We start from the raw sequence: 26,480 nt of genomic DNA, 5'->3' as shown, positions 1-26,480 counted from the left end.
GAGACTTAAATTAGCCGAGGTGTGGATATGCTAACTCGTGATATGAATATCGCCGATTTTGACCCAGAATTATGGGAATCTATTCAACAAGAAACTAAGCGTCAAGAAGATCACATTGAGTTGATCGCTTCTGAGAACTACTGTAGTCCTCGTGTTATGGAAGCTCAAGGTTCACAATTAACCAATAAATATGCTGAAGGTTACCCTGGCAAACGTTATTACGGTGGTTGTGAGTATGTTGATGTTTCTGAGCAATTAGCTATCGATCGTGCTAACCAGTTATTTGGTTCTGATTACGCTAACGTTCAACCACATTCTGGTTCTCAAGCAAACTCTGCGGTATTCCAAGCATTAATTAATCCTGGCGATACAGTGTTAGGTATGAGCCTAGCGCACGGTGGTCACTTAACTCACGGTTCTCACGTAAGTTTCTCTGGTAAAATCTACAATGCAGTTCAATACGGCATTAATGAAGAAACCGGTGAATTAGATTACGAAGAAGTTGAAGCACTAGCTCGTGAACATAAACCTGCGATGATTATTGCTGGTTTCTCTGCATACTCAGGTATTGTTGATTGGGCTCGTTTCCGTAAAATTGCGGATGAAGTTGGCGCGTACTTATTTGTTGATATGGCTCACGTTGCAGGTCTTGTTGCTGCAGGTGAATACCCAAATCCAGTACCACATGCTCACGTTGTAACAACAACAACTCATAAAACATTAGCCGGTCCACGTGGCGGATTAATCATTTCTGGTTGTGGTGACGAAGCAGTTTATAAAAAATTAAACAGCGCTGTATTCCCAGGTGGTCAAGGTGGTCCTTTATGTCACGTTATTGCTGCAAAAGCAGTGGCGTTTAAAGAAGCGTTACAACCTGACTTTAAAGAATACCAAAAGCAAGTTGTTATAAATGCTAAGAAAATGTGTGAAGTGATGATGTCTCGTGGTTACGATATCGTATCTAATGGCACACATAATCATTTGTTCTTAGTTGATTCTAATTGCTAAAGACATGACAGGTAAAGATGCAGACGCGGCATTAGGTAAAGCATTTATCACAGTAAATAAAAACTCTGTGCCAAATGACCCACGCTCTCCTTTTGTTACTTCTGGTTTACGTTTAGGTACACCAGCGGTTACTCGTCGTGGTATGAAAGAAGCCGAAATGGTTGAGTTAACAAACTTAATCTGTGACGTTTTAGATAACATTGAAGACGAAGCAAACATTCAAGCTGTTAAAGCAAAAGTACAAGACCTTTGTGCTCGATTCCCTGTTTACGCATAAGCATAAATAGTTGCTCGAAAACAGCCTGTTAGCTGTGTTAAACTAAGCCGCGATTTTCGCGGCTTTTTTATTGATATAAAATACTCTTTTCTTTATTTATATTAACAAGCAACTTCATCTCGTATAACTAGTAGGTTTTTTTATGCATTGTCCATTTTGTTCAGCAACGGAAACTAAAGTAATTGACTCCCGTTTAGTTGGTGGTGGTTCACAAGTTCGTCGCCGTAGAGAGTGCAATTTATGTAATGAACGTTTTACTACCTTTGAAGGGGCGGAGTTAGTCATGCCTAAAGTGGTAAAGCGGGACGGAAAACGTGAACCATTTAATGAAGATAAAATGTGTGCTGGTATTTTACGAGCCCTAGAAAAACGACCTGTCAGCACAGAACAAGTTGAACAATTAATACTGAGCATCAAAAAAGAAATACGAATGACTGGCGAGCGAGAAGTCAGCTCTGAATTTATTGGTAACTTAATCATGGATGGTTTAGTACAAGTGGATAAAGTGGCTTATGTAAGATTTGCCTCTGTTTATCGTTCATTTGAAGATATTAAAGAGTTTGGTGAAGAGATTGCTAAAATCGGTCAACAAGCGGATAAAAAAATGAACTTAGCAAACTTCAATCCAAGCTATTCGATTAGATAGCGGTTTAAGAAAAGGTTTAACCTTGATTATTAAGATAACTCTATGAGCTTTTCTCTAGCAGATCACCAATTTATGGCTAGAGCTATTAATTTAGCTAAAAGTGGCCGATTCTCCACTAGCCCAAATCCAAATGTGGGCTGCGTGGTTGTTAAAGATAACCAAATTATTGGCGAAGGTTGGCATCAAAAAGCGGGTTCCGGACATGCTGAAGTTAACGCATTAGCAAACTTAACACCGGAACAAACCACCGACGCAACCGCTTATGTAACCTTAGAACCATGCAGTCATTTTGGTCGAACACCACCTTGTGCAAATCGTTTAATTGACGCCAACATCAAACGTGTTGTCGTTGCCATGTTAGACCCAAATCCATTAGTCGCGGGCAAAGGCATATTATTGTTAATGCAGGCTGGTGTTGATGTCAAACTTGGGTTATTAGAGGATGATGCTAGAGCCATTAACACAGGTTTTTTATCTAGAATGGAACGTAAACGTCCATTTGTAACCGTTAAAATGGCGTCTTCTTTAGATGGAAAATCAGCGCTTGGTAATGGTCAAAGCAAATGGATCACCTCAGCTCAAGCAAGGGCGGATGTTCAAACGTATCGAGCGGCTTCATGTGCCATCTTATCAACTGCTAAAACAGTGATTGCCGACAACGCCAAATTAAATGTGCGTAAGGAACAGCTCAATTTCCAGTATCCTTTTAATGACGTCGTTTCTGAAATTAGGCAGCCAATAAAAATAATTTTAGACAGTCGTGGTGAATTAGACCCTAAGTTGCAAGATAAGCTGGCATTATTTGATGACAATACACCTATTGTTATTGTTAGAAACGACACTGACCCAATGCCAGAAAGCCAACGGACAAATGTTAAATATCTTCAAATTCCTTACGATCTGACAAAAGGCAAGTTTGATATTGCACGTTTGTTAGATTGGTGTGGTATTAATGAGATCAATAACTTGTGGGTAGAAGCGGGGGCGACGTTAGCAGCCTATATAATTGAACAACAATTGTTTGATCAATTAGTGGTTTATATCGCACCTAAAATCATGGGAGTAAACGCGCAGGATGTTATGCCTGTAGGGCCATTTAGTTCCATGGAGCAAGTCATTGATTTGCAATTAAAACAACTTGTTCAGTTAGGCCAAGATCTGCGCCTAAGTTATGTTAACAATTCTAAGTTTAAGAAATCTGAGGAATAATCCGTGTTCACAGGAATAGTTGAAGCGACAGGCAAGATCAGCTCTTTAGTAAAAAAGGGCGGCGATTATCAAGTTACAGTAAATAGCGGTGAACTGGATTTATCTGATGTTAAGTTAGGTGACAGTATTGCCACCAATGGTGTTTGTTTGACGGTTGTTGAACTTCTAAATGACGGTTATGTGGCCGATGTTTCAAATGAAACCATTAAACATACCGGATTTGCACATTATAAAAATGGTCAGATGGTTAATCTTGAGAAAGCCATGTTACCAACCACGCGTTTTGGTGGTCATATGGTCAGTGGTCATGTTGATACGGTAGCTAAGTTATTAAAAGTTATCAATAACGGTCGTGCCATTGATTTATGGTTTGAATTACCCAATGACATAAAAAAATACATAGTAAAAAAAGGCTCAATAACCATAGACGGCGTAAGCTTGACGGTGAATGAAGTCGAAGTGCAACAATTTAAGTTAACCATAGTTCCGCATACGTCGGCTCAAACCACCTTGGAAAATTTAACAGTAGGTGCTGCAGTAAATGTAGAAGTTGATATAATCGCTCGTTATGTCGAGCGTTTGGTGAGCAAATCAGACGAAGGCGTCACTATGGGTTTGTTAGCAAAGTCAGGTTTTTTGAAATAGAACCTTCATTTTAGATTTAAACGATTCTGGTAGAAGAAATGAAATTAAATACCCCTGAAGAAATAATAGAAGATATCCGTCATGGCAAAATGGTCATTTTGATGGATGATGAAGATAGGGAAAATGAAGGTGATTTGATCATGGCAGCAGACATGCTAACGCCTGAACATATTAACTTTATGGTAACTCATGCTCGTGGATTAGTGTGTTTACCAATGACAGAAGAAAGAGCTATAGCGCTTAATTTGTCATTAATGGTAGATAATAACAATGCACAGTTTGCCACAAATTTTACGGTGTCGATTGAAGCAGCCGAAGGTGTTACTACTGGGATTAGCGCGGCGGATAGGGCTCGTACAGTACAAGCTGCGGTTTCGGTAAACCCAAAACCGTCTGACATAGTGCAGCCTGGACATATATTCCCACTGGTTGCTAAAAAAGGTGGCGTATTAACGCGTGCAGGTCATACAGAAGCGGCAGTTGATTTGGCTCGTTTAGCTGGACGTATAGATGCGGGTGTTATCGTTGAGATCTTGAACGAAGATGGCTCTATGGCTCGCAGACCAGATTTAGAGATCTTTGCAGAAAAACATGATTTAAAAATTGGTACCATCGCCGATTTAATTGAATATCGTAATTTAAACGAAACTACAGTTGAACGTATCGCTAAATGTAAACTACCAACTAAGTTTGGTGAATTTGATTTATATACTTTTAAAGACACGATTGATGAGCAAGTACATTTTGCTTTGGTTAAAGGTGATATTGAACAACAAGAGTCACCTTTAGTTCGTGTTCATTTACAGAATACGTTTAGTGATCTTTTGTCTTCTGACCGTTCAGTGAATAGAAGTTATGCCATTGACAGTGCACTTGAAAAAATTGCTGCAGAAGGTGGCGTGTTTGTCTTATTAGGTAAACAAGAAGATACCGCTGACCTTATTAATATAGTGAAACGCTTTGAAGCTGAAGACTCAGGTGAAACCTTAGCCCCAGCTAAATGGACGGGCACATCACGTAATGTTGGTGTTGGTTCACAAATGTTAGCGCAATTAGGCGTTAAAAAAATGCGACTGTTAAGTTCACCTAAGAAATACCATGCATTATCTGGTTTTGGCTTAGAAGTGACAGAATACGTAAGTGAATAAAAAAATAACTCACCAGTTACGATTAAATGTGCGTTTCTGATGATTAATATTTAATTCATTGGCTATAAAAAAGCTTATCCCTAACATCAAAGATTTTGTTGTGTTATTATCGCGCAAAATTTTTTAAGTAAAATAGAAAGGTTTACGAATGAACATCATTGAAGGCAACTTCCGTGCTACAGGTAAAAAATTTGCTGTTGTAGTTTCACGTTTTAATCACTTTATAGTGGACAGTTTATTAGACGGAGCGCTTGATGCGTTAGATCGTCACGGTGAAGTATCTGATGAAGATATTACGGTTGTTTATGTCCCTGGTGCGTATGAGCTTCCTGTTGCCGCTAAAAAAATAGCTAAGTCTGGCAAATACGATGCAATTATTGCGATTGGTGCGGTCATTCGTGGTGGTACACCACATTTTGATTTTGTCGCTGGCGAATGTAATAAAGGTTTAGCTAATGTTTCTTTGGAATTTGATATTCCAGTCGCGTTTGGCGTGATCACAACAGATAGCATTGAGCAAGCCATAGAACGTGCTGGCACAAAAGCTGGTAACAAAGGTGGCGAAGCGGCATTAAGCGCGCTTGAAATGGTCAATGTAATGGCTCAACTTTAGGACGCTCATTTAATGAAACCTGCAGCAAGAAGAAAAGCCAGAGGATTAGCAGTACAAGCTATTTACTCATGGCAACTCAGTCAAAATCACGTTACGGATATTGAACAACAAATGTTGTTGGACAATGATGTAGCTAAAGTTGATGTTCAATACTTCCAAGAATTAATCCGTGGTGTTGCTGCGCATTATAAAGAAATTGACGTTGCTTTAATGCCTTATACCGAACGTCCTTTTGAAGAAGTCGATCAAATCGAAAAAGCGATCTTACGTTTAACAGCATTCGAACTTAAGTATCGTGTTGACGTTCCATATAAAGTAGCTATTAACGAAGGTATTGAACTTGCTAAAAAGTTTGGTGCTGACGATAGCCATCGCTTTGTTAATGGTGTACTTGATAAAGCGGTTAAAGATTTACGCGTACCGTTACTGTAATTCAAAAAAACAAATGTGTTGTAGGAAATTGGAATGAAAGAGTTTGAGCTCATTCGGAAATATTTCTCCGAGCGTGGGCCAAAACGCAAGGATGTAGTGTTAGGTGTTGGCGATGATGCCGCCCTAACACGTGTACCGCAAGACAAGCTTCTTGTAGTTGCCACCGATACTATGGTGGAGAATACTCACTTCTTCCCAGATGCGTCTCCGCGTTCTATTGGCCATCGTTGTTTAGCTGTTAATTTAAGTGACTTTGCTGCAATGGGTGCTGAGCCTGCTTGGGCCTCTGTTGCGATAACGTTACCAACTTCAGATGAGAAGTGGGTCGAAGAATTCTCTAATGGTCTATTTGAGGTTGCAGAATACTTTAATGTACAAATCATTGGCGGTGACACGACACAAGGTCCATTAACGGTTACTGTTTGTTTGAAAGGTTTTGTACCAGAAAATAAAGCATTAATTAGAAGTGGTGCTAAGTCTGGTGATTGGATATATGTTACTGGCTCTCTCGGCGACTCAGCACTAACGGTCGCGTCAAAATTAAATAAAATAAATGTTAAAGCAGAACATTTAGAACAAGCACAAAGAAAATTTAACTATCCCGTTGCAAGATTAGCTGCGGGACAAGTATTACGTCATGCTGCCACTTCTGCCATTGATATTTCTGATGGTCTAATTCAAGACTTATCTCATATTTTGAACGCATCAAATGTGTCTGCAGAAATAGATGTCGCAAATTTGCCTATTTCACAAGCGGTTTTAGACAGTTTAGATGAAGATAGTGCAATAGAGATGGCGTTAATTGGTGGTGAAGATTATGAACTGTTATTTACTGTGCCAGAAGAGCAAAAAGGTTACTTAGAACAAAATGCCACAGCCATGGGGGTTCCTTTTACCTGTATTGGTCAAGTTAGAGGTGGTGACAGTGGAATATGTTTAGTCAAATCGGGTCAAAAATATCCATTACCAAACTTAAATGGTTATCAGCACTTTTCGTCTGAGGAAAACTAATGTCAGAGCCTAAATCAGAAAAGGGTGAACCAGAAAAGACTATGCAAGAAAGAAACTTTAATCTTTGTAATAAAACACACCTTTTAGCAACCGGTTTTGGCAGTGGTTTATTGCCTTTCAGCCCAGGTACATTCGGAACGGTAGCCGCAATTCCATTTTATCTTTGTTTTGTGTACGCACCTGATTGGACGTTTTGGTTATTCACATTATTAGTTTGTTTAGTTGGTCCATATATTTGTGGCAAAGCAGCGGATGATATTGGTGTTCATGATCATAAAGCTATAGTGTGGGATGAGTTTGCCGGTTTCTTTATTACCATGTGTTTTGTGCCGTTCACTTGGATGAACGTACTCGCTGGATTTATCCTGTTTCGCTTTTTTGACATTATCAAGCCTTGGCCAATATCTTGGTTAGACAAACATGTCCATGGTGGTTTAGGCATTATGATAGACGATATTGTTGCTGGTATAATTTCAGCCGGAATATTATTTTACCTACAGCCATTTATACATTAGGCCAATTCTATATTAACTAACTTGACAGCAATGTCACCTATCGGTAATTTGTTAATACATAATAAAATCAATATCATACTTTATTTTCAAGGAGGAAATAATGTTCAAATATAGCCTTATATTTATCACATTTTTTTTAACTTTATACACATCGGCTATCCAGGCTAAAAAAATTCCACTTTCAAGTTTTAACCAAATGCCTATGGTACAGCAGCCAAGTATTTCACCTGATGGTAAAAATATTGCTGTAATCATAAATAGAGATGATGAAACACAAGTTGCTATTTCTCCTTTTAATAACCCAAGTCAAGTGGTACCTGTAGTTGGCTTATCGGGTGAAAAATATAGGATAGAAAGTATAAACTGGGCTAATAATGAGCGGGTTTTAGTTACAGTTACACAACCGATTAAGTATTTGTTTTATCGTTTACGTACAACACATATTTATTCTGTAAAAATTGATGGCAGTAACACATTTGAGTTATCCAAAAAACAACGTGTAAAAGATAACTTAGATGCATACCGTAGTAGTCCTCATTTGTTAAGCATTTTAGAACAAGATCCAAACCATATTTTAGTCACAGTTAGAGATTGGCGTGACAATTACTATTCATCAGTTTTTAAAGTGAATATTGTCGATGGAACATTTACTAAATACTTACCTAATGGATTGAAAATTAATAGCTGGCAAGTTAATAAAAGTGGCGAAATATTAATGGCTATGGGTACTGATGATAATGAAAAGACGGACTTCAGTTATATATATATTCGTAAAAACAATGAATCTGATTGGGAACTGGCCAAAAAAAGAGAAGCATATAAAGAAGCAACATTTTCGCCTGTATTGTATGAGCAAGATACGAATTCAATTGTTGTGATCAGTAATCGTGAGTTGAATAAAAATGCGTTATGGCGATATCACATATCGACAGAAGAATTTGAGTTACTTGGTGAAGCTCCCGGTAATTATGATATCGACGGTAGTATTTCGAAGTTTAGCGGAGATAAAAGAAATGTCGTTGGTTTTACATATACCGATAACTTTGTACAACGCGTTTATTTTGACGAAAAAAATGAAGCCTTGAATCAACAAATAACATCAATATTCTCAAAACAAGGATTGAAGGCGTATTTGTATGATTGGGATAAAGCAGCAAACAAATATATTATATACGGTGTAAGTGACGATAAACCTGGGCAATTCTTTCTTTTTGACAGAGAGAAAAAGAAAATTTCAAAATGGTTTGGGCAATATCCTAGCTTGAGCAAAGAAAAGCTGTCGCCGGTTAAGCCCATTGAATTTAAAGCTCAAGATGGTATGACGCTATACGGTTATTTAACGATGCCAGAAGGGGTTGAAAATCCTCCATTAATTTTACATCCTCATGGTGGACCATACGGGGTAAGAGACACTCAATACTTTGACCCTTTTGTGCAACTTTTTGCTAGTAGAGGCTATGCTGTATTGCAAGTTAATTATCGTGGGTCAGGTGGCTTTGGTAATGAATATCTAGCATCTGGATACTCTCAATGGGGGAAGAAGATGCAATCAGACCTAGTTGATGCTATGAATTGGATAAAAGCTAAAGATATTGTTGATACTAAGAATAGTTGTATTGTTGGTGCCAGTTACGGTGGATATGCAGCTTTAACTGCGGGCTATCAAACACCTGATTTATTTAACTGTATTGTAAGTATTGCCGGTATAAGTGATATGGATGACCAAGTTGTGCAATGGAAATACTTTGGTTATCAGAGTTATATTGATAATGCGGTTAATGGTGAAGAAAATGATCTTGATTTGATATCGCCAGTACATTATGCAGACAAATTTAAAGCGCCTGTGTTATTGATCCATGGAAAAGTTGATATGAGTGTTAATTATCGTCAATCGGAAGGTATGTTTAAAGCGCTTAAAAAGGCTAAAAAAGACGTGGAATTTAAGTTGTTTGATTATGGTACTCACTACTTAAATGATGCCACTAACCGTAAAGAAGCAATGGGCTTAATGATTGAGTTTATTGATGAACATATCAATTAGATTATTATAAATATTCAAGTTATTGAAAGTCGAGTGCTCAAACACTCGACTTTTTTATGTGCACAATTGTCTTTAAATAGCCTTGTCACAAGAAAATAGATATTGATTGTTTTAACTGTATATCACATCGTAAGCACTAAGTGAGAATAGGCTGCAAGCTTATCTAACTAAGGGGGGAATGAGTGGGTAATTATAGTCGTAAGCTAGGAACACAAAAACTGTATCAAACGATAAGCTGAAAAGCTCTCTATAATGAATGATAGATTAAATCTCCAACTTATAAGCTGTTATACAGTGGTTATAAATACCAGCTATAAAAAAACCTACACAGTGGTAGGCTTTTTTACAGAATAACTGGATGTTAATCTTTTTTATCTTTGTCGTTAAAATCAGCATCGGTTTCAGTATCATCACCAACAACATGTTCTAACTTTAATTTCTTAACCGTTTTAATCGTAATAATTGGGCCTGAAAGCGCATATAAACCAAATACCGCTAATAGCACCTCAGCTGGGCGAGCTGCGACAAATGTGAAAACAAGAACTATCACTAATACCGCAACAAATGGGACTTTTCCGCGCCATTCAATTTCTTTAAATGAGCTATAACGGAAATTACTGACCATTAATAATCCAGTGACCACTGTGATAATTGCTAAATACACACCGTAATCGTGACCATCAATTTCAAATCCAACAGCAGTCCATACCGTTGCCGCAATAACAGCAGCAGCAGCTGGAGAGGCTAGACCTTGGAAATAACGGCCGTCAGCAACACCAATTTGTGTATTAAAACGAGCAAGTCTTAATGCTGCACAAGCAACAAATATAAATGAAGCTAACCAGCCAAATTTACCTAAGCTATTTAGTGCAAAGTTATACGTTACTAGTGCGGGAGCCACACCGAATGAAACTATGTCGGCCATACTGTCGTATTCAGCACCAAATTCACTTTGCGTATTGGTCATTCTGGCAACGCGGCCATCTAAGCCGTCAAAGATCATAGCGACAAATATAGCGACAGCTGCAGCTTCAAAGTTTCCATTCATGGAAGAAACTACGGCAAAAAAGCCTGAAAATAAACCGGCAGTTGTTAACAAATTAGGAAGTAAGTAAATACCGCGACGAGTTGTTGTTGGAGAATCTGATTTGTTTGTCATAAAACCTTGGATATTATTAATTAAAATTACTTTTGTTACTTAGGCAGAGAATAACATAGTTATTGTTCTGACAAAATAATACATTAACACGCTAATAAATGCTGTGAAATAGCAATATTTAATCTTCAGTTGTTGGAGTTAATGGCCAACCACCAAGTTCTTTCCATTTGTTTACCATATAACAGAATAATTCAGCCGTTTTTTCTGTGTCATAAATAGCTGAATGCGCTTCTTTATTATTAAAACTTAGTCCGGCCTGAATACAAGCTTGTGCTAATACCGTTTGGCCTAAAGTTAATGCGGCAAAAGATGTGGTATCAAAAGTCACAAAAGGATGAAATGGAACACGTTTGTATTTTTCACGTTCAATTGCAGCCATAAAGAAACCATGATCAAATGCAGCATTATGAGCCACAATCACAGAACGATGACAACCGGCTTCTTTTTGGCCCTTACGCACGGCTTTGCATATTTCTTTTACCATTTCACTTTCAGGCACTGCGCCTCTTAGTGGGTTAAATGGGTCTATACCATTAAAGTCTATTGCGGCTTGTTCGATATTCGCACCTTCAAATGGTTCAACATGAAAGTGGAATGTTTGATCTTTTTCCAATACACCTTCATCATTCATTTTTAATGTAACTGCGGCAATTTCTAATAAAGCGTCAGTCTTAGCATTAAATCCCGCCGTTTCAACATCAATGACAACAGGGTAAAACCCTCGGAATCGTGATGAAAGTAAGTTTGGGTCTTTGGCGTTAGTTTCAACGTTAGCAACATTGTTTGTCGCATCGGAACTTGTGGAGCTTGAATTTGTAGACAAAACAGTAACCAGATTCTTATGAATTTTATATATTATCTCATGCAATAGTTTTTTGTGCATTGGCATTATTAATAATTTGGCACTTAATGTGTAAGACTTTGCTAAAAAGACAAGACAAATGGTAATTACCATTAAATTGTCAGTTTGTTGTCATGCGTTGTGGTATTTATATTGCTTAGTCAAATAAACGACTATGCACATAAAACGGTTCCAAAGCAGCTTAAAACCCGCTTTCATGCCTTTTATAGATTAAACATGCAGATGAACTATGAATGTTAGATTGTCTGTGGTCATTATTAGTGAAACCTAAATAATAAAGTTGAGTATGAATAAAGTAAAAATTCTATTTATCCTAGTGGCAATGATATGCCAGATTTTGCCGTACTCAGCGCAGGCCGATTATCGACGTTATTCCGGTTCGTTAAATAACTCCAAGTGGAATATCACGACCGAATCAAAGCTACAATGTGATTTAACTCACGAGATACCCAACTATGGTTATGCCATTTTTAAAAGTGAAGCCGGCAAAATTGCTAATCTGGAATTTGAATTGGATATGATGCGTTTACCTGCAGACTATAGTTTAGCCAATATCGAATCTGTACCACCTCGTTGGCGTCCAGGGGTTGCTTCCAAACCCATTACGAGTATGCAATGGCGTAAGCAGTTCAATGGTGAAGTGGATGAGAAGTCGGCTTGGGTAATGTTAACTGAATTAGAGAAAGGTTTTTTCCCAACGCTTTATTATACAGACTGGCACAATAAACATGACAGAGTCGCGGTTGCACTTTCAGCGACAAACTTTACTGACAGTTATTTTAAGTTTTTAAATTGCATGGATAACTTATTGCAGTACAACTTTACTGATATAGCGCAACTAGACCTAAACTTTGAGTTTGGTGGGGCAGAGTTAGATAAGCCCTCTAAAGCAAAATTAGATCAAGTTAGAGAATATTTAAAACACGATAATGCAATCGAAGGGATCACCGTTAAAGCGTATAGTGACTCTTGGGGCGGACGTTGGAAAAATTTACAAGTCTCGATTCAGCGTGGTGAACAAATCAAACAAATGTTTGTAGACGCAGGCATTGATGAAAGTAAAATTACCATTGAAGGTTTTGGTGAAAAACGTCATATTGCGTCAAATCAAACTGAATTAGGTCGTCAAGCAAACAGACGCGTTGTGGTTGAAATGGTTAAACCTTAATCATTAAGGTTTAACTTTTTTTTATCGATTTATTTCGCTTTAGTTCTCTTACCTGAAACCGCATTGGCGAAACAGACTTAATTAATCTTGGTGATAACGGACTTTCAGTATTTAGCATTATAGCGGTTAAATGTTTTGCCATTAGAGGGGCGGTGGTTAATCCACGTGCGCCTAATCCTGTCATAATATACAAACCATAATGATCGGAATTTGGGTAGGTTTCCAACTTTAACTTATCTAATCGTTTTAACAGCCCATTGTTTTGGTCAACATTACTATCAACCCAATGATCACTCATAACTTCACCAACAATAGGGTGATGATCTTGGCTAGTAGCACGAATCGCAGCATTCTCTCCGGTAATGTCGTTTTCAGTTAATTGAGTTGCCCAGTCTTGCTCTAAATATACATCTTGTAATTGTTGTAAATTTCTTATGTTGTCCTTAGCTGTGGAAACTTCATCGTCAACTCCTCGATCAAAAGTGGCTCCAAAACACTGGAGTGCTTCAGTCGCAGGGGTCATATAACCATTATGGCAAAGGACTGTGGATAACGGGGCGACTTTGGTTGAATGGTTAAGGTGTGAGACTTGACCACGAATAGGGATTATATCGTACTGTTTGGTTTGCTCATACTGAGATGATAAATGGCCTGTACAGATAACAACTTGATCGAATATGTCGGTTAACGTTTGTTGATTGTTTTCTAATTGCCACTTTTGTTGACTTGTTTGATGCAGTTTAGTTATGTGGGTATTAGTAAAAACCGTCAGATTAAAATGTTCCACTAAATGGGTTATGCTATTTTGACAGAACTGTTTTGGAGCAAGCCAACCGCCATCTTTAAAAAATAAACTGGCATATGGTAAGGATAAATTAGCAATTTCAGATGATTTTTCAGACGAAATATACTGACCTAACAAGGGCCACTCATTGGCTATTTGTTTCAACCTCTCAACTAATTCAGGGGTAAATGCTTGTTGTAATACACCACACCATTGATGTGTGAAGTTTATGCCTGTTTGGTCTGCTTGTTTATAGAAATTAACGGCGTAGGTGTAACATTCAGAATATAACTCAGCCAAAACTGAAAATTGGCCACCTTGCAATAAAGGGTAAATAGCACCTTGTTGGTTTCCTGATCCTCTAGAACCTAATTCGTCATCACAACAATATAAGGTTATTTCTAGATTTGGGTTTTGTTGAAACAATTGAAAAATTAAACAGGCAGACGAAATCCCTCCTCCTATAACAGCGATTTTATTTTTGTTATTAGCGAGTTTGATTGGTGCGCTGTGAAATAATTCTGCATTCATTTTAAGGTTTAATACACTGTTAAATTTTTCTAGGAAGTGCCATGTAGAGCATACATATTAATGCTTTGGCGGCTGAAACGTAATCTATTTTACACATTTAAATACTAACATGATAAAGGTAAATAATTCTCAGCTAACACTTGTTCGCTGAAATTAGACCAGTTAGTATAAAAATACAGGTAGAATACGGCAAAATTATTAGTGTCCTTTGGATATAAATTAGGAATTGAGAATGAAAAGAGCAGTAATTACTGGTTTAGGTATTGTTTCAAGTATTGGTAACAATAAAGCAGAAGTATTAGAAAGTTTAAAAACTGGTAAATCGGGTATCAGTTCATCTGAGCAGTTTAAAGAATATAATTTACGTTCACAGGTTTGTGGTGATATAGATTTGGATGTGACTGCGATTATTGACCGTAAAACCATGCGCTTTATGGGTGAAGCTTCAGCTTATGCTTATATTGCTATGCAAGAAGCAATCGATGATGCTGGTCTTACTGACGAACAAGTGTCTAATCCTCGTACAGGTTTATTAGCAGGTTCTGGTGGTGCATCTTCAAAAAACCAAATCATAGCTTGTGATATTTTACGTGAGAAAGGCGTAAAACGTGTAGGTCCTTATCAAGTACCTCGTACTATGAGCAGTACATGTTCAGCTACATTAGCAACACCTTTTAAAATCAAAGGTATTAACTACTCAATCAGTTCAGCCTGTGCAACATCAGCACATTGTATTGGTGCAGCACTTGAACAAATACAATTGGGTAAACAAGATATTGTGTTTGCCGGTGGCGGTGAAGAAGTTGATTGGACACTAGCTGGTATGTTTGATGCGATGGGCGCATTATCAACTAAATATAACGATACGCCAGAATTGGCTTCTCGTACTTATGATGCGGACCGTGATGGATTTGTTATCTCTGGCGGCGGCGGTATGGTTGTGGTTGAAGAGTATGAGCATGCTGTAGCTCGTGGTGCAAAAATATACGCTGAAATCGTAGGTTACGGTGCAACGTCTGATGGTTTTGATATGGTTGCTCCGTCTGGAGAAGGCGCAGAGCGTTGTATGAGAATGGCACTTGAAACGGTTGACGGTTCAATTGATTATTTAAATACGCACGGTACTAGTACTCCAGTTGGCGACGTTAAAGAGTTGGGCGCTATACAAAATGTATTTGGTGGCAACTCTCCAATGATCAGTGCAACTAAAGCAATGACAGGTCATGCTCTAGGAGCTGCTGGTGTTCACGAAGCTATATATAGTTTGTTGATGATGGAAAATAAATTTGTTGCTCCGTCTATTAATGTTTCTACGCTTGATGAAAAAGCGGAAGGGTTAAACATTATCACCACTGCTACCGATGTTGAAATCACTACGGCTATGTCTAATAGCTTTGGTTTTGGTGGTACTAACGCGACGTTAGTATTCAAAAAATCTAAATGTTAATTCTTAAATAGTAGAATTTATTGGGTTCTTAAAAACCTGAAATATCGTATGATGTTTCAGGTTTTTTTATACAATTTTAAAGTGCTGATTAATGAACATATTTATTGATGAAAACATCCCATACGCCGAAGACTTTTTTGCTGAACTCGGTAATATTACCCGATTTGCAGGGCGTGAGTTAACAGCTGAGCAAGTGAGTGTAGCAGACATTCTACTCGTTCGTTCTATTACCAAAGTTAACTCCCAGCTATTGAACCAAGCGAAGAACTTGTCTTTTGTGGGGACTGCCACGATAGGTGAAGACCATATTGATAAAACGTTATTACAACAAAAAGGCATTACTTTTACTTCGGCACCTGGTTGCAATGCTATATCCGTTGCGGAATATGTTATTTCATCTTTATATGTATTATCTGAAAAGTATAACTTTAATTTATTAGATAAAACGGTCTCAATAATCGGGGTGGGGAATATAGGTAAGGCATTACAAAATAAGTTAATGGCTTTAGGCATTAACCTTTTATTGTGTGATCCAGAGCGTGACCAAACAGAAGAGGACTTTGTCGATTTAGAATATGCCTTAACTCACGCCGATATTGTTACATTCCACACACCTTTAACATCAACAGGTAAGAGTCCTACCTTTCACTTATTAAATGAAGAAAATATTCATTTATTAAAACAAGATGTGTGTTTGATTAATGCCAGCCGTGGTGAAGTCATCGATAACCAAGCATTGTTAGCCGAAGCGATTCGAAGAGAAAAACAAAATGAATTACCGATAAAGCTGGTATTAGATGTTTGGGAGAATGAACCAACCCCATTATTAGAGCTGATCAAATATACGGATATAGCGAGTGCACATATAGCGGGTTACAGCTTAGAAGGCAAAGCTCGAGGCACAGAAATGTTATATCAATCTGTTTGCCAGCACTTAAATCTTCCTATCGTTAAACGGTTAGATAAATTATTGCCAGTTCCTAGTGTTACTAATCTAGTGTTAAACAATGAATATCAAAGCGAAACTCAGTTAAAGGCAGCGATTCATTTGGTGTACGATCCAAGGCGAGATGATGCTTTGTTTAGGAACTTATTAGCTAAAAATGGCTTCGACTGGTTACGCAAAAATTATCCAATTAGACGAGAATGGTCTTCTTTGAAATTAGAACGTATAACTAATAATGAAAAAGGATTAAATTTTTTGAAAATAGGGTTTGATATTTAGACGTCTAGACGGTAGGTTTAGTGTAAAAGCACTAACCAATTAAAATAATTGTTTATAAGCCAGTTTATAAACATCAACAACAGAGTATTAAAATGTCAGAACAAAAATATAATGTCGCAATATTAGGTGCCACAGGCCTAGTTGGTCAAAACCTAATCGAAATTTTAGAACAAAGAAATTTCCCAGTAGGGGAATTATTTCCTTTAGCGAGTTCACGTTCAGCTGGGTCGACAATTAAATTCAAGGGGCAGGACGTTGAAGTATTAAATGTTGATGAATTTGATTGGAGCACAGCTCAAATTGGATTGTTCTCTGCTGGTGGAGATGTATCGGCAAAATACGCTCCGGTAGCTGCAGAAGCTGGCTGTGTTGTTATCGACAATACATCACACTTCAGATACGAACCTGATATTCCATTAGTGATCCCTGAAGTGAATCCTCATGCCGTGGCTGATTATAGAAATAGAAACATTATCGCCAATCCTAACTGCTCAACTATCCAAATGTTAGTGGCGTTAAAACCAATCCATGATGCATATGGTATAGACCGTATAAACGTGTGTACTTATCAGTCGGTAAGTGGTGCTGGTAAATCAGCGGTGGATGAATTGGTAGGTCAAACTGCACAATTAATGAATGGTCGTCCTGTTGAGTCTAAAGTGTTCCCAATGCAAATGGCGTTTAACGTTATTCCACAAATTGATGTTTTCCAAGATAATGGTTACACCAAAGAAGAAATGAAAATGGTGTGGGAAACTCATAAGATTTTGGGGGATGAGTCAATTGGTGTGAATCCTACAGCGGTCCGAGTGCCGGTGTTTTATGGACATGCCGAAGCTATTCACCTAGAGCTACGTCAACCAGTTTCAGCAGATGATGTGAAGAATGTTCTAGAACAAGCTCCAGGTGTAACATTAATGCCAGATAGCACAGATTACCCAACTCAAGTTACTCATGGCAGTGGCCAAGACAGTACTTTTGTTGGCCGAGTTCGTGAAGATATTTCACATGCCAATGGTATTAATCTATGGGTTGTGGCTGACAATATTCGTAAAGGTGCAGCAACAAACAGCATCCAAATTGCAGAGGTGTTAATCGCTGATTATCTATAATTAGTTCTGCAAGTTAAGAATGCCTCTTTAATAAAACTAAAGAGGCTTTTTTTTTGGTCGATATAATATGCGAAGTAAAGTTTTTCCCGTTCCTTATCGTATTTACCGTGTTTTTTTGGTTAAAACTGGTATGTGCTTTGCTTTGAAATTGTAATAGTGTTTAAATTTACTTGTATTTTGATTTATTGAGGGCAATGATTGTCCTTAATGACTTTTCTACTCTTTTTGTAAAATATTTTGGAAATTAGTTAATGCGATTAAGCCTTAAAATCCTTATTGTTCTTATAGTTACTAGTATTTTTGCTGGTCAAACTTTTGCTAAGTCTGATTCCAAGTTGAGAGGCCCTAAAGGGGTTGATTATGGAGCAAAGGGGGTTCAATACGGCCCTATCTCCAAACAAGACACCATGTGGAAGTTAGGCAATAAGTTCCGCTTTAGAAATGACGTTACTGTCCACCAAGTAATGATCGCCATCTTAAAGAAAAACCCTAACGCATTTGAATTTGATAATTTAAACGGACTGTATGATGGTGCGTTTATTGATATTCCTAGTCACGCCGAAGTAAAAGCCATCGATCCTGTTTACGCCAAACGCAGAGCCGACGCAGATGATGAACTTTGGGTTGCCAGAATGAATGGTACGTTTACACAAAGTCGTCAGGAAATGTTATTGAGCCCAATAGAAGGGGCTAAACAGCAAGATCTAACTGAGGCAAAACAAGAGTTATCAGAAAAAATTCAACAAGCCAGTGTTCAGCAATCTGTAAAGTTTGATAATTTACAAGAAAAGTTTAGTTCATCGGTAAAAACCATAGAAACTGTTTTACAAGAAAGCCAAACGAACCAAGATAAACTAACGGTGTTAGGTGATAAATTAGGTTTATTAGAACAAGACTTAACTGCTGAGATAGAACATAGACAACTACTAACTGAACAATTAAATAAAATTTTAAGTATGACGCAAGCTCAGCTTGAAATGGCCCAAGCAAGAGAGTTAGAAGAAAGCCAATCATTTGACAATCAACTTGCTGAATTCTTTAAAACCACATTTGGGATGATAATACTGTCAGTTGTACCTGCGTTGTTAGTTTTATTCGGCGCTGTGTATTTCTTACGTAAGAAAAACGATTCAAAAACAAATACAGATGAGTTTTTAGATTCCCCATCAATTCTTAATCAAGATTTCTCTTCTACTGGAAATTCAGGCAAAGCTCCAAGCCCTAGTGATGATTTCCTAACGGATCCGATGGATGATTTAAATGATGCTCTATCTGATTTAGATCTTGGTGATTCGTTAGACGATGCCATTGAATTAGACTCTGATGATGATCTTGATTTATTGGGTGACTCTTTTGATGATGATGATTTATTGTCTGATGATGGATTATTATCTCCAGATGACGATGAAGTGTTATTGGATGAAGGTTTAGATTTAGAAGATGATGTTTTATCTGAAGATGACTTTGACGGTTTATTAAATGAAGGCGCTGCTGAAGATTTAATCCCAGATCTTGATGATACAACTAACCCAGACGATTTTGATGTCGATAATGTCCTCAATGCTGACGATATCGAAGAGTTATTAGAACAAGAAGAAAGTGATGAGATTGATGAAGATGAGATCTTAGACACTGGCGTTGATGATGTTGACGCTATTATGAATGAACTCGGTATTAATACTAATGAAGATGATGAATTAGAAGATGATCTAGGGTTAGATTCAGATGCCGACGATGACTTTGATATTGATGATTTATTGGAAGCAGAGGCACCAGAGCAAAACTCAGAAGAAAGCTTAGAAGAGTTGGCTGAAGGTTTGGACGATTCAGAGGTTGCAGAAGATGACTTTGATATCGATGATTTGTTAGACGCTGAAGCACCAGAAGAAAATCTAGAAGAAACACTGGAAGAGCTTGTTGATGAAATTGATCAACCAGACGTTGCCGAAGATGATTTTAATATCGATGATATATTGGATGCAGAAGCATCTGACAGTAATTTAGAAGAAACATTGGAAGAGTTGGCTGATGAAATTGAACCTGCCGACGAAACTGATTTTGATATCGATGACTTATTAGATGCTGAAGCACCAGAAGACGTGTCTAATGAAGTTGTTGATGCCGCTGAAACGGTAGAGAAGGTTAATACCGAAGAAGAGCCTGCCGGTTTTGAAATTGACGGCGTATTAGAGAATGGTGCTGATGATGATTCTCAACCAGATGAATTTGATATCGACGATTTATTAGAAAATAGTAATGCTGATGATAATGAACCGGATGAGCTCGACATTGCCGCAGATGAACTCGATATTGATAATCTAGCTGACTCAAGCCCCGAAGGTGAAGACTCATTAGAATCGAGCATTGCGGATGAAGATGTTGTTGATGCAATTGATGACTTTGATATTGCTGATGGATTAGATGTTGAGGAAGAAGTGTTAACTGAAGAGTCAGCTTTAACGTCAGAAGCTGAATCAACAGAACAAGCTGAATCAACAGAACAAGCTGAATCAACAGAACAAGCTGAATCAACAGAACAAGCTGAATCAACAGAACAAGCTGAATCAACAGAACAAGCTGAATCAACAGAACAAGCTGAATCAACAGAACAAGCTGAATCAACAGAACAAGCTGAATCAACAGAACAAGCTGAATCAACAGAACAAGCTGAATCAACAGAACAAGCTGAATCAACAGAACAAGCTGAATCAACAGAACAAGCTGAATCAACAGAACAAGCTGAATCAACGGAACAAGCTGAATCAACAGAACAAGCTGAATCAACAGAAGAAGCTGAATCAACAGAACAAGTTGAATCAACAGAAGAAGCTGAATCAACAGAACAAGCTGAATCAACAGAACAAGCTGAATCAACAGAAGAAGTTGAATCAACAGAACAAGCTGAATCATCAGAACAAGCTGAATCATCAGAACAAGCTGAATCATCAGAACAAGCTGAATCATCAGAACAAGCTGAATCATCAGAAGAAGCTGAATCAACAGAAGAAGTTGAATCAACAGATGAAGCTGAAAGCCTTAATGTTGATGAGGAAGTTGTTGAATCAGATGCAGTTGATTTGAATGAGTCTGAATCAGAAAGTGATTTACCACAGCAAGATGTTGAAGCAAGTTTAGAATTAGACACTTACCCTGAATTAGATCTTGATGATGGTGAGGAAAGTGAGATTGAAAGCGACTCAGACACTGAACTACCTGATTTGGACTTAGAAGCGTCAGACGAGTCAACAGATGTAGAAACCGATGAGATTTCAATCGATGATCTAGGCGATGAACTTGATGCTGAATTGGAAAGTGCAGAAACGATAGTTCCTGACTTAGAACAAGCTGAACAAGAAGATGATATTCCAGTTCAAGACGTTGAAGAAAGCGCAATGTTAGATGTATATCCAGATCTAGTGTTGGATGATACTTCATTAGAACCAGACGAAGATAGCATTGTTACCGACAATCTAGATGACGTTACGATTGATGATTTAGGGGACGATTTAAGTGTTGGAATAAATAGTGCCGATGATGACGAATTAGCTGATATTGACATTAGTTCGTTGGTTACTGATTCTGATGAGTCCTCTGAGCAGATTTTAAGTGATGATGAATTAATCAATAGCAGTTTTGATGAAACGGATATAAATGACTTATTAACTGACGAACAAGCTTCTGAAGGTGATTCAGAGCCAGACGTAAAAGAAGACGTTATTGAATCAGAATTGGCCCAACAAGAAGATGAAAGTTTAAGCGCTGAAGAGTTAGATATTGATGAATTGGAACATGCTGATTTCGATCAGTTATTATCTGAATTATCAGAACCAGAGGCCGATGAACAAGCTGCTGAAGAAGAAGAGTTGGTTGAAGATACTGATAAAGAGTCAATTTCACAGACTGAAAGTCATAGTGTAGAACTATCTGAAAATGATTTAGCCGACGTTGATCTTGATAAGGATTACGTAAACGTTGACACCTTAATGGATGAACTTGATGACACTGAAGATGAAGTTATCCCTGAAGATTTAGATATTGATGTTGGTTTAGGTGAATTTGATGAGTTAACTGAAACTAGAGGTTCGGTCGATGTTGATCAAGACTCTGGAGGTTACGGATCTAAATTAGACATCATTAGAACTTACATTGACATGGATGACGAAGAAAGCGCACTTGCCGCGATTAAAGATGTTATGAATGGCGATAACGATGAAGCAAAAGCCGAAGCTCAAGAACTTTTAAAAGAGTTAGGTAAAGAATAAAGCTTTGTTTAATGCAGTTAGTTTTTTATAATCGACGATTATTGAAAAAATAATAGATTAGTTTTATGCGATTAGCGCTAGGTGTCGAATACGACGGAGCCCAGTATTTTGGCTGGCAACGTCAAAAAGAAGTAAATTCAGTTCAGGAAGAGCTTGAAAAAGCTCTGTCTAAAATTGCCAATCATCCCGTTAGCGTATTCTGTGCAGGACGCACAGACGCTGGGGTGCATGGTACTGGTCAAGTAGTTCATTTTGAAACTGAAGCGGTTCGAACCGATCGTGGTTGGACTATGGGGGTGAATGCCAATTTACCCGACTCTATCGCCGTGACTTGGGTTAAACAAGTTCCTGAGGACTTTCACGCTCGCTTTTCTGCTACAGCACGTCGATATCGATACATCATTACTAACTCTCAATTACGACCAGCAATATTAAATGCCGGCCTGAGTCATTATTATAGTCCCCTTGATGTAGATAAAATGCATTTAGCTGCACAGTCTTTGTTAGGTGAAAATGATTTCAGTTCTTTCCGTGCCGCCCAATGCCAATCAAATTCCCCCAATAGATGTATACATTTTATTAATGTAAAACGGTTTAATCAGTTTGTTGTGATTGATATTAAAGCAAATGCGTTTGTTCATCATATGGTTCGTAACATAGCCGGAAGTCTAATTGCGGTAGGCAAAGGCGATAAGCCGGTTGAGTGGATCGCAGAAGTGTTAGAATTAAAAGACAGAACGCAAGCGGCGGAAACGGCCAAACCTAATGGTTTATATCTCATTCAAGTTGATTATCCAGAAGAATTTGATTTACCAAAACATAATCCTGGTCCATTATTTATTCCAGAATGAATTTAATATCTGACTAATAAGACCAGTTTATTGAGTTCTTTAGTCTTACATTGTGTTTTAATAACGGCAATTTTGTTGCTTAGTACAATTTTAAATTGCTAAGCGGTTTTGATTTTTATTTAGGGTAGTGACGACATGAGTTGGATAGAAAGAATTCTTCCAAAAACAAATACATCAACTAAACGTAATATTCCTGAAGGCGTTTGGACTAAATGCACCAGTTGTGCATCAATTTTGTATAAAAATGACTTAGAAAAAGAGCAAGGTGTATGTCCTAAGTGCGATCACCATATGCGTCTATCTGGTCGTAAACGTCTTGAATTGTTCTTAGATACAGGCGAAAAAGTAGAGATTGCTGCCGATTTAGAACCTCAAGATGTGTTGAAGTTTAAAGATACAAAACGATATAAAGATAGAATCGTTGCGGCACAAAAACAAACCAATGAAAAAGATGCAATGATAGTAATGAAAGGTCGCGTTAAAGGTGTTCCTTGTGTTGCGGCTGCATTTGAATTTTCTTTTATGGGTGGTTCAATGGCCACTGTCGTTGGTGAAAAATTTGTACAAGCGGTTAATGTTTGTATTAATGAAAATATACCATTCATTTGTTTTTCTGCATCAGGCGGTGCCAGAATGCAAGAAGCACTATTCTCTTTAATGCAAATGGCAAAGACCAGTGCGGCCTTAGCTAAGTTAAGCGAAAAGGGTATACCTTTTATTTCCGTATTAACCGACCCTACAATGGGTGGTGTGTCAGCTAGTTTAGCTATGTTAGGTGATATCAACATTGGTGAGCCTAAAGCACTAATTGGTTTTGCTGGCCCTCGTGTTATTGAACAGACAGTACGTGAAAAATTACCAGAAGGTTTCCAACGTAGTGAGTTCTTAATTGAACATGGTGCAATAGATATGATTGTCGATCGTCGAGAAATGCGAAATACAGTTGCACGTTTATTTGCAAAAATGTGTAAACTACCGTCATTGGAAAAAGAACACAGAACGGCATAATGTCAGAACAAATTATCTTTAAAAGCCAATCTCTTCCAGATTGGCTTTTTTATTTAGAATCCCAGCACACAAAAGAAATTGACCTTGGTCTAGAACGCGTATTAACAGTAGCGGACAATGCGAAGGTCAGAGACTTACAAGCAAACAAAGTTGTATTAGTCGCCGGTACGAATGGCAAGGGCACAACTATCCGCTTTATAGAGCAATATTTGTTAGCTTTAGGTAAAACGGTTGGTGTATACAGCTCTCCTCATATGTTTGAATATAATGAGCGTGTTCGTATTAATGGTGAGTCAGCGTCCGACCAAGATTTAATCGACGCCTTTTCTTTTATAGAGCATCATCGTCAAGGCACTGGATTAAGTTATTTTGAGTTTGGAACGTTAGCGGGTTTTAAATTATTACAAAGTAAACAGCTTGATTATGTTTTAGTTGAAGTGGGATTAGGAGGGCGTTTAGACGCGACTAATATACTTAACCATGATGTGTCGGTCATTACCTCAATTGGATTAGATCATATTGATTGGTTAGGGGATACCATAGAAAAAATTGGTTTCGAAAAAGCGGGTATCTTTAATCAAGGTAAACCTGCAATTGTTGGTGAACCCGCTAAAATTGATTCAATCATTGAGCAAGCCAAAGTCCATCATGTCTCAGAGTTTATTCAATTCGGCCAAGATTATTTATTTGAACAAAAGTCGGATAAATGGAGTTTTTCTTATGGGGACATTTGTTTTAATGACTTACCGAATATATTGATCCCAAAGCAAAATATTTCTACCTCTTTGGTTACTCTATTAAAACTTGATGTTCAGTTAGAACAAACTTTGATTGAACAAACGTTAATGCAGCTTTCATTGCCTGGTCGTATGCAAATAGTGTCAATGCAGCCGTTAACTATGGTCGATGTGGCACATAATGCACATGCGGTTAACTATTTGCGTTCCATGTTGTTAAATGACAGTAAATTAAAATCAGTATCAAGTGTCTGCGCAGTTATCGCCATGATGAAAGATAAAGACATAAAAGAAACTTTACAATTAATGACAGACGTTGTTGACGAGTGGTATGTGGGCGACTTAGAAGGTAATGGACGAGCTGCAAGTAAAGAGTATATTGCAGAAACGTTATCCAGTCTGGGGCAAACCAATGTCACGGTTTTACCAACAATCAAACAAGCTTGGCAAAGCGCCTGTGCAAATCAAAATAAAGATAGTCTTTTACTTGGCTTCGGATCGTTTTACACTGTCGCCGATATTTTAAATCAGGTGGAGAATTAAAATGACTGACCTTATTAAACAACGTGTTGTAGGTATGTTATTAGTATTAATAGCAGGGATTGTTTTTTTACCGGATTTATTAGACGGGAAAAAAGAACAAACAAAAGAAGAATTTAAAAAAATCCCCGTACGACCTCAAGTAGAAGCCTCCCCGATAGTGACCGAGTTTCCTACCGAAGAAGTGTTAAATGCAATAAAAAAAGCACCTAAAGTGGTTGAACTTAAAGCAGATGATGATTCGACTGAGGTTGAAGATGATAAGGTCGAAGTAAACAACCAAGAGCCTGTTGCTCAAGTTAACACTGAGACAGATAAAGTTTCGACTGTGGCGAATGAAGATAAAACAAAAGACGTGAAAACCGTTTTAACCAAAATGGACAATATCAAGCCAGAAAAAGTTGTTAAGCCGGTACAGGCTGATTTTGAAAAAAATGCTTGGATATTACAGTTAGGTAGTTTTAAACATAAAGAAAATGTTGATGCACTGAAAAAACGCTTAACCGATGCTGGTTTTAAAGTGTTTATTAAACCAGTAGAAACAAAGGCAGGTGTACTGTCCAAAGTCTTTGTTGGGCCAGAGTTAGAACGTAAAAATTTAGAAAAAGCACAATTGACGTTAAAAGAGTTAACTGGATTAGATGGTAAAATCACTCAATTTGATCCGATAAATTAGTAGGCAGTTTCTACTTAGTCTGTTAGAATTCGCGCCGAATTTTAGCCACCATTTTATAAGTTTTTAAATCAATATGGTTTGGATTGATTACGCTATTTTAGCAGTTATTGTAATATCTGCGCTGATAAGTTTAACCCGTGGATTCATCAAAGAGGCCGTGTCTCTTGCAGTATGGATTGCCGGGTTTTTCATTGCCAGCCGCTTTTATGCAGATTTAGCGATCCATTTAACGGGCATAGAAAAAGACTTATTTAGAAATGGTGCCGCCATTGCTATTTTATTTATAGTCACCTTAGTCTTAGGTGCACTTATCAACCACTTATTATCCGAGATCGTTCACTACACAGGTTTGTCTGGTACTGACAAAATGTTAGGGATGGTTTTTGGTGCATTACGCGGCGTATTAATTGTTGCCGCAACCTTATTATTTTTAGACACCATGACACCTTCTAGTGATGCGTCGTGGTGGCAAGCATCTATTTTAATCCCAGAATTTTCATTTATAGTCGACTGGTTTTTTGAATTATTAAAAGAAAACTCCAGTTTGCTATCTACACAACATTGATGGAGACT

At 37.8% G+C, this 26,480-nt stretch carries 22 protein-coding genes and 1 pseudogene; 20 read left to right on the top strand and 3 right to left on the bottom strand.

Annotated elements, in window-relative coordinates; translation table 11 throughout:
- Positions 1-27: 27 nt before the first annotated feature.
- The 10 genes and pseudogenes from glyA (at position 28) to RT723_RS07035 (ending at position 9,545) form a co-directional block, all read left to right on the top strand.
- Positions 28-1,285, top strand: a pseudogene (gene glyA, locus RT723_RS07080) (serine hydroxymethyltransferase).
- 142 nt (positions 1,286-1,427) lie between these two features.
- Positions 1,428-1,931, top strand: a complete 504-nt coding sequence (gene nrdR, locus RT723_RS07075; protein WP_315946457.1) for a transcriptional regulator NrdR — start codon at positions 1,428-1,430, stop codon at positions 1,929-1,931.
- Between the two features lie 42 nt (positions 1,932-1,973).
- Complete coding sequence (gene ribD / locus RT723_RS07070; protein ID WP_315946456.1) at positions 1,974-3,140, top strand: bifunctional diaminohydroxyphosphoribosylaminopyrimidine deaminase/5-amino-6-(5-phosphoribosylamino)uracil reductase RibD; 1,167 nt, start codon at positions 1,974-1,976, stop codon at positions 3,138-3,140.
- Positions 3,141-3,143: 3 nt separating this feature from the next.
- Complete coding sequence (locus tag RT723_RS07065; protein WP_315946455.1) at positions 3,144-3,785, top strand: riboflavin synthase; 642 nt, start codon at positions 3,144-3,146, stop codon at positions 3,783-3,785.
- Between the two features lie 38 nt (positions 3,786-3,823).
- Positions 3,824-4,933, top strand: a complete 1,110-nt coding sequence (gene ribBA, locus RT723_RS07060; protein ID WP_216054445.1) for a bifunctional 3,4-dihydroxy-2-butanone-4-phosphate synthase/GTP cyclohydrolase II — start codon at positions 3,824-3,826, stop codon at positions 4,931-4,933.
- A gap of 148 nt (positions 4,934-5,081) precedes the next feature.
- Positions 5,082-5,546, top strand: a complete 465-nt coding sequence (gene ribH / locus RT723_RS07055) for a 6,7-dimethyl-8-ribityllumazine synthase (protein WP_216054444.1) — start codon at positions 5,082-5,084, stop codon at positions 5,544-5,546.
- 12 nt (positions 5,547-5,558) lie between these two features.
- The gene (gene nusB, locus RT723_RS07050) at positions 5,559-5,978 is read left to right on the top strand and encodes a transcription antitermination factor NusB (RefSeq protein ID WP_216054443.1); all 420 of its coding nucleotides are present in this window, start codon (positions 5,559-5,561) and stop codon (positions 5,976-5,978) included.
- Positions 5,979-6,011: 33 nt separating this feature from the next.
- Complete coding sequence (gene thiL / locus RT723_RS07045; RefSeq protein WP_216054442.1) at positions 6,012-6,989, top strand: thiamine-phosphate kinase; 978 nt, start codon at positions 6,012-6,014, stop codon at positions 6,987-6,989.
- Positions 6,989-7,504 (top strand): phosphatidylglycerophosphatase A family protein, encoded by a 516-nt coding sequence (locus RT723_RS07040; protein WP_315946454.1) that lies wholly within the window; start codon positions 6,989-6,991, stop codon positions 7,502-7,504. Before thiL ends, RT723_RS07040 begins: the two co-directional genes overlap by 1 nt.
- Before the next feature lie 100 nt (positions 7,505-7,604).
- Entirely contained in the window at positions 7,605-9,545 is a 1,941-nt protein-coding gene (locus RT723_RS07035) for an alpha/beta hydrolase family protein (protein WP_315946453.1), read from the top strand.
- Between the two features lie 361 nt (positions 9,546-9,906).
- Here the strand turns inward: RT723_RS07035 and pssA are convergent, their stop codons facing one another.
- Positions 9,907-10,704, bottom strand: a complete 798-nt coding sequence (gene pssA / locus RT723_RS07030; RefSeq protein ID WP_315946452.1) for a CDP-diacylglycerol--serine O-phosphatidyltransferase — start codon at positions 10,702-10,704, stop codon at positions 9,907-9,909.
- Between the two features lie 118 nt (positions 10,705-10,822).
- Entirely contained in the window at positions 10,823-11,527 is a 705-nt protein-coding gene (rnt, locus tag RT723_RS07025) for a ribonuclease T (RefSeq protein ID WP_252731654.1), read from the bottom strand.
- 325 nt (positions 11,528-11,852) lie between these two features.
- Here rnt and RT723_RS07020 point away from each other — a divergent pair, with 325 nt between their 5' ends.
- Positions 11,853-12,734 (top strand): flagellar protein MotY, encoded by an 882-nt coding sequence (locus RT723_RS07020; RefSeq protein WP_315946451.1) that lies wholly within the window; start codon positions 11,853-11,855, stop codon positions 12,732-12,734.
- 10 nt (positions 12,735-12,744) lie between these two features.
- On the opposite strand, the gene mnmC1 is transcribed toward RT723_RS07020, so the two are convergent.
- Entirely contained in the window at positions 12,745-14,049 is a 1,305-nt protein-coding gene (mnmC1, locus tag RT723_RS07015) for an FAD-dependent 5-carboxymethylaminomethyl-2-thiouridine(34) oxidoreductase MnmC1 (protein ID WP_315946450.1), read from the bottom strand.
- A 232-nt stretch (positions 14,050-14,281) separates the two neighbouring features.
- Between mnmC1 and fabB the strand changes: the two genes are divergently transcribed.
- From fabB to RT723_RS06970, 9 genes are all read left to right on the top strand, one after another.
- Positions 14,282-15,496: a beta-ketoacyl-ACP synthase I gene (gene fabB / locus RT723_RS07010; RefSeq protein ID WP_315946449.1), complete on the top strand. Its 1,215-nt coding sequence runs from the start codon at positions 14,282-14,284 to the stop codon at positions 15,494-15,496.
- 91 nt (positions 15,497-15,587) lie between these two features.
- On the top strand, positions 15,588-16,721 hold the full coding sequence (locus RT723_RS07005; protein WP_315946448.1) for a 4-phosphoerythronate dehydrogenase: 1,134 nt from the start codon (positions 15,588-15,590) through the stop codon (positions 16,719-16,721).
- Positions 16,722-16,813: 92 nt separating this feature from the next.
- On the top strand, positions 16,814-17,833 hold the full coding sequence (locus RT723_RS07000) for an aspartate-semialdehyde dehydrogenase (protein ID WP_216054435.1): 1,020 nt from the start codon (positions 16,814-16,816) through the stop codon (positions 17,831-17,833).
- A 251-nt stretch (positions 17,834-18,084) separates the two neighbouring features.
- Positions 18,085-22,095 carry a FimV/HubP family polar landmark protein gene (locus RT723_RS06995; RefSeq protein ID WP_315946447.1) on the top strand — a complete coding sequence of 1,337 codons (4,011 nt, stop codon included), beginning with the start codon at positions 18,085-18,087 and terminating at the stop codon, positions 22,093-22,095.
- 65 nt (positions 22,096-22,160) lie between these two features.
- A complete protein-coding gene (gene truA / locus RT723_RS06990; RefSeq protein ID WP_315946446.1) occupies positions 22,161-22,946 on the top strand; it encodes a tRNA pseudouridine(38-40) synthase TruA in 786 nt (261 codons plus the stop codon).
- Between the two features lie 135 nt (positions 22,947-23,081).
- Positions 23,082-23,954, top strand: a complete 873-nt coding sequence (accD, locus tag RT723_RS06985; RefSeq protein ID WP_216054432.1) for an acetyl-CoA carboxylase, carboxyltransferase subunit beta — start codon at positions 23,082-23,084, stop codon at positions 23,952-23,954.
- Entirely contained in the window at positions 23,954-25,234 is a 1,281-nt protein-coding gene (folC, locus tag RT723_RS06980; protein WP_315946445.1) for a bifunctional tetrahydrofolate synthase/dihydrofolate synthase, read from the top strand. Before accD ends, folC begins: the two co-directional genes overlap by 1 nt.
- Position 25,235: 1 nt before the next feature.
- Positions 25,236-25,907, top strand: a complete 672-nt coding sequence (locus tag RT723_RS06975) for an SPOR domain-containing protein (protein WP_315946444.1) — start codon at positions 25,236-25,238, stop codon at positions 25,905-25,907.
- Positions 25,908-25,980: 73 nt separating this feature from the next.
- A complete protein-coding gene (locus RT723_RS06970; protein WP_315946443.1) occupies positions 25,981-26,472 on the top strand; it encodes a CvpA family protein in 492 nt (163 codons plus the stop codon).
- Positions 26,473-26,480 lie beyond the last annotated feature (8 nt).

The organism is Psychrosphaera aquimarina (genome assembly GCF_032461525.1).
Lineage (GTDB): Bacteria > Pseudomonadota > Gammaproteobacteria > Enterobacterales > Alteromonadaceae > Psychrosphaera > Psychrosphaera aquimarina.
The sequence above is the reverse complement of the archived record's forward strand: the minus strand, read 5'-3'. Positions and strand labels throughout refer to the sequence as shown.